The 6,848-nt window shown below is 70.1% G+C and carries 8 protein-coding genes; 4 read left to right on the top strand and 4 right to left on the bottom strand.

The window, feature by feature from the left end:
- Positions 1 to 11 precede the first annotated feature (11 nt).
- The gene (locus ACX9GQ_RS24395; protein ID WP_459632217.1) at positions 12 to 1,025 is read left to right on the top strand and encodes a Gfo/Idh/MocA family protein; all 1,014 of its coding nucleotides are present in this window, start codon (positions 12 to 14) and stop codon (positions 1,023 to 1,025) included.
- Positions 1,026 to 1,088: 63 nt separating this feature from the next.
- Here the strand turns inward: ACX9GQ_RS24395 and ACX9GQ_RS24400 are convergent, their stop codons facing one another.
- Positions 1,089 to 1,829: a superoxide dismutase gene (locus ACX9GQ_RS24400; RefSeq protein ID WP_459632218.1), complete on the bottom strand. Its 741-nt coding sequence runs from the start codon at positions 1,827 to 1,829 to the stop codon at positions 1,089 to 1,091.
- Between the two features lie 233 nt (positions 1,830 to 2,062).
- On the opposite strand from ACX9GQ_RS24400, the gene ACX9GQ_RS24405 reads away from it, so the two are divergent.
- Together ACX9GQ_RS24405 and ACX9GQ_RS24410 are read left to right on the top strand one after the other, a co-directional pair.
- On the top strand, positions 2,063 to 2,317 hold the full coding sequence (locus ACX9GQ_RS24405; RefSeq protein WP_459632219.1) for a hypothetical protein: 255 nt from the start codon (positions 2,063 to 2,065) through the stop codon (positions 2,315 to 2,317).
- A 63-nt stretch (positions 2,318 to 2,380) separates the two neighbouring features.
- Positions 2,381 to 2,782, top strand: coding sequence for a four-helix bundle copper-binding protein (locus tag ACX9GQ_RS24410; protein ID WP_459632220.1), 402 nt, complete (start codon positions 2,381 to 2,383; stop codon positions 2,780 to 2,782).
- Here ACX9GQ_RS24410 and ACX9GQ_RS24415 read toward each other — a convergent pair whose 3' ends face one another.
- Positions 2,783 to 4,423 carry a sensor histidine kinase gene (locus tag ACX9GQ_RS24415; protein WP_459632221.1) on the bottom strand — a complete coding sequence of 547 codons (1,641 nt, stop codon included), beginning with the start codon at positions 4,421 to 4,423 and terminating at the stop codon, positions 2,783 to 2,785. It lies immediately after the preceding gene.
- A gap of 408 nt (positions 4,424 to 4,831) precedes the next feature.
- Here ACX9GQ_RS24415 and ACX9GQ_RS24420 point away from each other — a divergent pair, with 408 nt between their 5' ends.
- Positions 4,832 to 4,990, top strand: a complete 159-nt coding sequence (locus ACX9GQ_RS24420; RefSeq protein ID WP_459632222.1) for a hypothetical protein — start codon at positions 4,832 to 4,834, stop codon at positions 4,988 to 4,990.
- Here the strand turns inward: ACX9GQ_RS24420 and ACX9GQ_RS24425 are convergent, their stop codons facing one another.
- Together ACX9GQ_RS24425 and ACX9GQ_RS24430 are read right to left on the bottom strand one after the other, a co-directional pair.
- Positions 4,991 to 5,839 (bottom strand): ABC transporter permease, encoded by an 849-nt coding sequence (locus tag ACX9GQ_RS24425; RefSeq protein WP_459632223.1) that lies wholly within the window; start codon positions 5,837 to 5,839, stop codon positions 4,991 to 4,993. It abuts the gene before it with no gap.
- Positions 5,836 to 6,618 (bottom strand): ATP-binding cassette domain-containing protein, encoded by a 783-nt coding sequence (locus tag ACX9GQ_RS24430; protein WP_459632224.1) that lies wholly within the window; start codon positions 6,616 to 6,618, stop codon positions 5,836 to 5,838. The genes ACX9GQ_RS24425 and ACX9GQ_RS24430 overlap by 4 nt, the downstream gene beginning before the upstream one ends.
- Positions 6,619 to 6,848: the final 230 nt, after the last annotated feature.

The raw sequence follows: 6,848 nt of genomic DNA on the forward strand, positions 1-6,848 counted from the left end.
GGGGAGGGGACATGACCACGCGCATCGCCTGGATCGGCTGCGGCACCCACGCCAACGAGATGCTGCTGCCGCAGCTGACGCGCCTCGACGTCGAGATCGCCGCGATCTGCGACACGGACGCCGACCGCCTCGGCCGCACGGCCCGGCGCTTCGGGGTCCCCGAACAGGGCCGCACCCGCGACTGGCAGGCGGCGCTCGCGACGCCGGGCATCGAGGCCGTCGCCGTCGCGGCCGGCCCGGCCGCACATGCCGAGATCGGCAAGGCCGCGCTGGCGCGGGGGCTCGCCGTCTTCGTCGAGAAGCCGCCTGCCGCGACCGCCGCCGAGGCCGAGAGCCTCGCCGCCGCGGCCAGGGCCGCCGGCCGGCCCGTGGTGCTGGGCTTCATGAAGCGCTACTCGACGGCGAACCGGATCGCCGCCAACGTCATCCACGCGCCCGCCTTCGGCACGCCGGCGAGCTTCTTCGGCCAGTACATGACGGCGCCGACCTACTTCGAGAAGGATCCGGACTACACCGGCTTCTACCTCCACCACTGCGTGCACTACCTCGATCTGGTGCCCTTCCTGATGGGTCCCGTGGCGGACCTCGGCGTGCGCGCGCACGAACTCGCGCCGGGCAAGCTGGTGCTGCATGTCGACTTCCGCTTCGAGAGCGGCGCGGTGGGGACGCTGGTGGTCGGGACCAACCAGTCGCGCGGCACGCCGATGGAGTGGTGGCAGGTGATGGCCGACCACCAGCGGGTCGAGGTGCGCAACGTCCACGAAGTTCGCCACGTCCGCGCCCCGCCGTTCAAGGTCGGCCGGCCCGACGCGACGCTGGCCGACGGCGAGGACACGCTCGTTTGGGAGCCGAACCACACGGTGGCCGCCAACGAGGACCACAAGGGCTATCACGCGCTGATGGCCGCCTTCCTCGCCGCCGTGCAGGGCGAGCCCGTGCGCGTGCCGGATGCCGCCGACGGCGCCCGGGCCATGAGCCTGCTGGAGCGGATGATCGCCGGCGCCGAGGCCGGCCGGCGCCGTTGAGGTCGCAGGCCGCCCGTGGCCGGGAAAGGGGAACCGCGGCGACGCGGTTCCCTCCCGGGCGGCTCAGACGCCGAGCGTTCCGGCCTTGGCGGCCGCGTAGCGCTCGCCGACCTTCTGCCAGTTCACCACGGCCCACCACGCCTTGAGGTAGTCCGCGCGGCGGTTCTGATACTTCAGGTAGTAGGCGTGCTCCCACACGTCGTTGCCGAGCAGCACCATCTGCTTGTCCATGAGCGGGTTGTCCTGGCCCGGCTTGGTGACGATGGCGAGCTTTCCGTCCTTGTCGACGGTGACGAACACCCAGCCCGACCCGAAGACGCGAAGGCCGGCCGCCTCGAAGTCCGCCTTGAACTTGTCGAAGCCGCCGAGGTCGCGAGTGATCGCATCCGCCACGGGGCCGGTGGGCATTCCGCCGGCGCTGGGGCCCATGATCTCCCAGAACATGGTGTGGTTGGCGTGCCCGCCGCCCGCGTTGCGCACTGCGGTGCGGATGCCCTCGGGCAGTTCGCCGAGCTTGCCGATGAGGTCGTTCAGCGGCATCTGCGCCACGACGCCGTTGTCCTTGGCGACCGTGTTGAGCGCCGTCACGAACGCCTGGTGGTGGCGGGTGTAGTGGATGTCCATCGTCATGGCGTCGATGCTCGGCTCCAGCGCCGCCGCCTCGTAGGCACGCCTCGGCAGCGAGAACGGCCCTGAAGGCGTGGCCGGCGCGGCCGCCTGCGCCCAGACGCGCGGGGCGGCGAGGAGCGTGGCAGCGGCGGCGCCGGCGCCGATGAGCGAGCGGCGCGACAGGATCGTGGTCATGCGGTTCTCCTTGGGGGACGGGAGCGTCCAGTGGTCATACGCCCAGCATACCCGGCAGGTGGGCCCGCGGATGCACGCGACGTCGCGGAAATCGTGCTTCCGCCGAAACCGGCGAAGGGTGCACACTCGGTGGCCGGGTGCCGGACAATTCGGATCCGGCGAAGCGTCGAGTGGAACCTTCCTTGACCCTCGCGCGATCCTAGCGCAGCGGGGGGCGATGCGGAGATCGAGCGATGCGCATTCTGATAGCCCTGCTGGCCATGACGGGCAGCGCCGCTGCCCATAGCTGGTACGACCAGACCTGCTGCTCCGACCAGGACTGCCATCCGATCCAGGCCTACGAGGTGCAGGCGACCCCCCTTGGATACAAGGTCTATGGAACCGTGGTGCCCTACGGGAACGCACGCATCAGCCTCGACCGCGACTACCACATCTGCGTGTACGCCGGGCAGGTTCGCTGCTTCTACGCGCCGCCGACCATGTACTGATCGCGGAACCGAGTTCGCGGTGTGGCGTTCGGCGGGCATCACAGTCCGTTCGGGAGACACGCCATGCACGCCCAGGCCATGATCAGCACGCACCCGCACGTCCGCGGATCGACCAACGCCGCCCTCATCCAGGCGATCGAGGAATGCTACGCCTGCGCGCAGGCCTGCACCTCCTGCGCCGATGCCTGCATCGGCGAGGAGAGCGTGCGCGAACTGGTGCAGTGCATTCGGCTCAACCTCGACTGTGCCGACGTGTGCCTCGCCACGGGCGCGACGGGGACGCGGCGCAGCGGCAGCAACGAGGAACTGATCCGGCGCATGCTGGATGCCTGCGCGGTCGCGTGCCGGCTCTGCGCAGCGGAGTGCGAGAGCCATGCCGGGCACCACGAGCATTGCCGCATCTGTGGCGAAAGCTGCCGCCGCTGCGAGAACGCCTGCCGGGAGGCGCTGCGCAGCTTCCACTGATCAGGCGGCTTCGGTCTCGGCGTCGATCCGCAGGCCGATCCGGCAGACGACCCCCTCGGGCCTGAACTCGAGGGCGGCTCTGCCGGCGGAACCGAGCGCGCGGGCGATCAGCCGGGAACCGAAGCCGGAAGACGGTGCCGGCTCCACGACCGGCGGTCCCCCGGCCTCCGTCCACACGAGGTCGATGGAAGCGCCGCCTGGCGTCGCCGGCGCCACCGTCCATTCGATCGAGATCGTGCCTTCGGGGCGGGTGAGCGCGCCGTGCTTGAGGGCGTTGGTCGCGAGCTCGTGCAGCACCATCGTCATGCCCAGTGCTTCCCGCGACGGCAGGATGCAGTCCCGGCCGCGCAGCCGGACGCGGCGGTCGAAATCGGGGCACAACGGGCGAAGGACGCTCTCGATCACGCGGAAGAGGGAGGCGCTGTCCCAGTCCGAGCGGGTCAGCGCATCCTGCATCCGCCCGAGGGCCGACAGGCGGGAAAGGTAGCCGGGGAGCAGGTCGCGACCGGGCGTGGGGCGGTTCATCGTCGACATGGCCAGCGCCTGTGCCGTCGTCAGGGCGTTCTTCACGCGGTGGGCCAGTTCGCGGGCAAGCAGTTCCCTGTCCGCCTGGGCGCGATCGATCTCGTCCATCATGCTGTCGAGCTGCGAACCCAGTTCGCCGATCTCCCCGGATTCAGGCGACAGGCCCGTCCGGGCCATGCCGTCTCCGGCCCTCCTGCGCGCGAGGACACGCGTCAGGTTCTCCAGCGGCCGGACGAAGATCCGGCTGCCGACGAGCCAGACGACCCCGAGGGTGCACAGGGCTCCGAGGGCGATCAGGAGCGCTCCGAATTGCGCCGCCCGCGACACCGTCTCGTAGCTCGCTTCGGACGAGAGGCCGGCACTGACGTAGAAGCCGCCCGGCCTTGTGGTCGCGGGCACATAGCCCAGCACGCGCCGCGTGCCGTCCTGGCTCATCACCTCCTCGACGCCGGGACGCTCGGCCGTGACGAAGCGCAGGAAACCGTCTGGGATCCGCGTCCCGACGAAGCGCTCGGACAGCGGGGTCCGGGCGATGATCCTGCCGGTCCGGTCGGCGATCGTCAGGGATCCGCCCGGCGGGACGCCGCGCTCGCGCATCCGGTCGTTGAACCAGTTCAGGTCGAGCGCCGCGACGAGGACCCCTTCCGCCGCACCCGTGCGGCCAGGGATGGCCAGTGCGAGGGGCATCAGGTCGCGCCCGGTGGCCCGCCCCGCGGTCGCCTCGCCGACGACCACGCCGTCCTCGGCGAGCGCACGCGTGAAGTACGAGCGGTCGTCGAAGCGCAGGTTGGACGACGGCATGCCGATCGAACTGCAGACCCAGCGCCCGTCGGCCGAGAGGACTGCGAGGCCGACAAGGTGCGGAAGGTGGGGCGACAGATCACCGAGGAACGTCCTGCAGCCCTCCGGTTCCCGGTCCCGGATCACGGGGACGCGCGACACCGCGAGCATCAGGCTCTCGATGCCGGCCACGATGCTCGCGATCTCGGAGGCCGCCTGCTGGGCGCTGCGCATCGCGAGGTCCGAGACCTCGGCGCGGCGTGAGGCCGTGATCCCGATGGAGGTGTAGGCAACCGCGGCGAACCCCGGCAACAGTGCGACGAGCGCGACGACCATCAGCCGCGTTCGCAGGGAAGCGGCACGACCTGTCAGGACACGTCGCACTCCCATCCACCGATTCCGCCAGACGCCGGGACCCAGTTCCCAACCCGCTTCACATTACGCGGCTGGCCCCAAAAGAACAACCAAACGAGAAATTTACGGCGAAACGCTCAGCTTTCGCTCGAGCTTCAGCGGAGCCGTTCACCGGCAAAGCCCGCGCCACAGTGCGCCCACCGCCCCGCCTTAGTCTCGCCCGGAACCCGGTCCAGCCTCGGTTCGGGTCGATGGTCTGCCTTTACCGATCGTTAGCGATATTCAGTGGTCAATCGGGACGAGGACGCGCCGCCGCAGTAGCAAAAAAAGGCACGCAAGTGCCGCATGCCGAGGAATCCCCCGATGCTGCATGCCGGAAGGGTGAGACGAGTGTCGGTCAGTTCGTACGACGACAGGACGCTGTCCAGTTCGGGGAAGATCTCCGTTCCCATCGGACTCGTCCGGTTCGTCATCGTTCTGGCGAGCGCCGCGGTGTCGCTGGGCACCTTCTACATGCTCTGGCGAGGCCTCTCGCTCCTCGCGGGCTGATCAGCCCTCGTCGCGCGGGGCTCGTCCGAGGACGCCGCGCTGGGGATCGTAACCCCACACCGCCACGAGGAACGCCGCGCCGGCGAAGGACGCCGTGAGCAGCACCGACGTCCAAGCCACCTGCCCGTAGAGCGCGTAGCGCACCATCTCGACGACATGCGTGAACGGGTTGGCCTGTGCCGCCCACACGATCCAGTCCTGTCCGCTCTCGCGCAGGCGCCAGAGCGGGAACAGCGCGGTGGAGAAGAAGAAGGCGGGAAAGATCACGAAGTTCATCGTGCCCGCGAAGTTCTCCAGCCGTCGCACGTGAACCGAAAGCACCAGCCCGAGGGCGGCGAGACAGAAGCCGCCGAGGAGCAATGCCGGCAGGACCGTGACGGCCGCCAGCGACGGCATCTCCACCTGGAAGAGCAGCGCGACGGCAATGAAGGCGTATCCCTGCAGGGTGGCGAGCAGCGTCCCCGCCAGCAGCTTGGAGAACAGCAGCCACCAGCGCGGGAGCGGGGCCGTCAGGAGGAGGCGGAGGGTGCCGACCTCCCGGTCGAACACGAGCGCAAGCGACGATTGCATTCCCTGGAACAGCAGGACCATGCCGAGCAGGCCGGGCATGATGTAGACGTCGTAGCGGACGTAGGTGTCGTAGGGCTCCATGATGCTGACGCCCAGCACGTCGTGGAAGCCGGCGGAGAACACGACCAGCCACAGGGTCGGCCGGATCACGGCCGACACGAGGCGCCCGGTCTGGTTGACGAACCGGATGGCCTCGCGCCGTGTGATCGCGGCCAGCGCCGCCAGCGCATGCCGGACGAGGGGAGGGCGCGGGCGCGCCACGAGGTGGGGCGCACTCATGCGGCGGCGCCCCGGCGGCCAGCACCCGGGGGCTCGCGGTCGGCGTGGGTCAGGGCGAGGAAGGCGTCCTCGAGCGTGGCGCAGCCCGCCTGGGCCATCACCTCCACCGGTGTGCCGGTGGCCAGGATCCGGCCCTTGTCGAGGACAATGACGGCGTCCGCCGCCTCGACCTCGGCCACGATGTGGGTGGCCCACAACACCGCGAGGCCGCGTTCCCGCGCCAGCGTCGCGACATGGTCGACCAGATCGCGACGGCTCGCGGGGTCGAGACCCTGCGTCGCCTCGTCGAGCAACAGGATCGAGGGGTTCCCCATGAGGGCGCGGCCCAGTTCGATCTTGCGGCGCATGCCACCCGACAGGGTCCGGACCTTGCGCGAGCCGAGGTCCGTCTGGTCGAACAGGGCGAGACCGGCTTCTGCAGCCTCGCGCGCCTGCCGACCCGTGAGGCCGTGCAGGCCGGCGTAATAGGAGAGGTTCTGGGCGACCGTGAGATCGAGGTCCAGCGAGGGCTGCTGAAAGACGACGCCGATGCGTGCTAGCGCGCCGACCGGGTCGGCAGCCAGCGACGTCCCGTCGATCGTGACGGTTCCGGCGTCTGCGAAGAACAGTCCCGTCAGGATCTGCAGCAGCGTCGACTTTCCAGCTCCATTCGGACCGAGCAGGGCGGTGATGCTCCCCCTCGGCAGGGTGAAGCTCACGCCGTCGAGCGCGCGGACGGTGCCGTAGGTCTTCACGAGGCCGCTGACGGCGATGGCCGCTGGCTCGACTTGGCCTGGCAAGTGGGGCTCCGTCCCGTCGGGTCGCCGGCCCTGGCCGGCCGACGCGGGATGGTGGCCCCGGCGCGCGGCGCTTGGCAAGCGCCGCCGCCCGATCCGTCGATGGGACGAGGGCCGTGACCCCCGTCGTCTCCGCTTACAGGGCCAGGTTTCCGCCGTTCAGCTCGTGGTGTCCGGCGATGCGCAGGGTGAACTCGGCGTCGGCGGTGTTGGCGTCGGTGTTGCCCTGCACC

It is taken from the genome of Alsobacter sp. R-9, from assembly GCF_054612375.1.

Coding starts and splice junctions, on each gene's coding strand:
- ACX9GQ_RS24395 (WP_459632217.1), top strand. CDS start 12: ATGACCACGCGCATCGCCTGGATCGGCTGCGGCACCCACGCCAACGAG.
- ACX9GQ_RS24400 (WP_459632218.1), bottom strand. CDS start 1,829: ATGACCACGATCCTGTCGCGCCGCTCGCTCATCGGCGCCGGCGCCGCC.
- ACX9GQ_RS24405 (WP_459632219.1), top strand. CDS start 2,063: ATGCGCATTCTGATAGCCCTGCTGGCCATGACGGGCAGCGCCGCTGCC.
- ACX9GQ_RS24410 (WP_459632220.1), top strand. CDS start 2,381: ATGCACGCCCAGGCCATGATCAGCACGCACCCGCACGTCCGCGGATCG.
- ACX9GQ_RS24415 (WP_459632221.1), bottom strand. CDS start 4,423: ATGGTCGTCGCGCTCGTCGCACTGTTGCCGGGGTTCGCCGCGGTTGCC.
- ACX9GQ_RS24425 (WP_459632223.1), bottom strand. CDS start 5,839: ATGAGTGCGCCCCACCTCGTGGCGCGCCCGCGCCCTCCCCTCGTCCGG.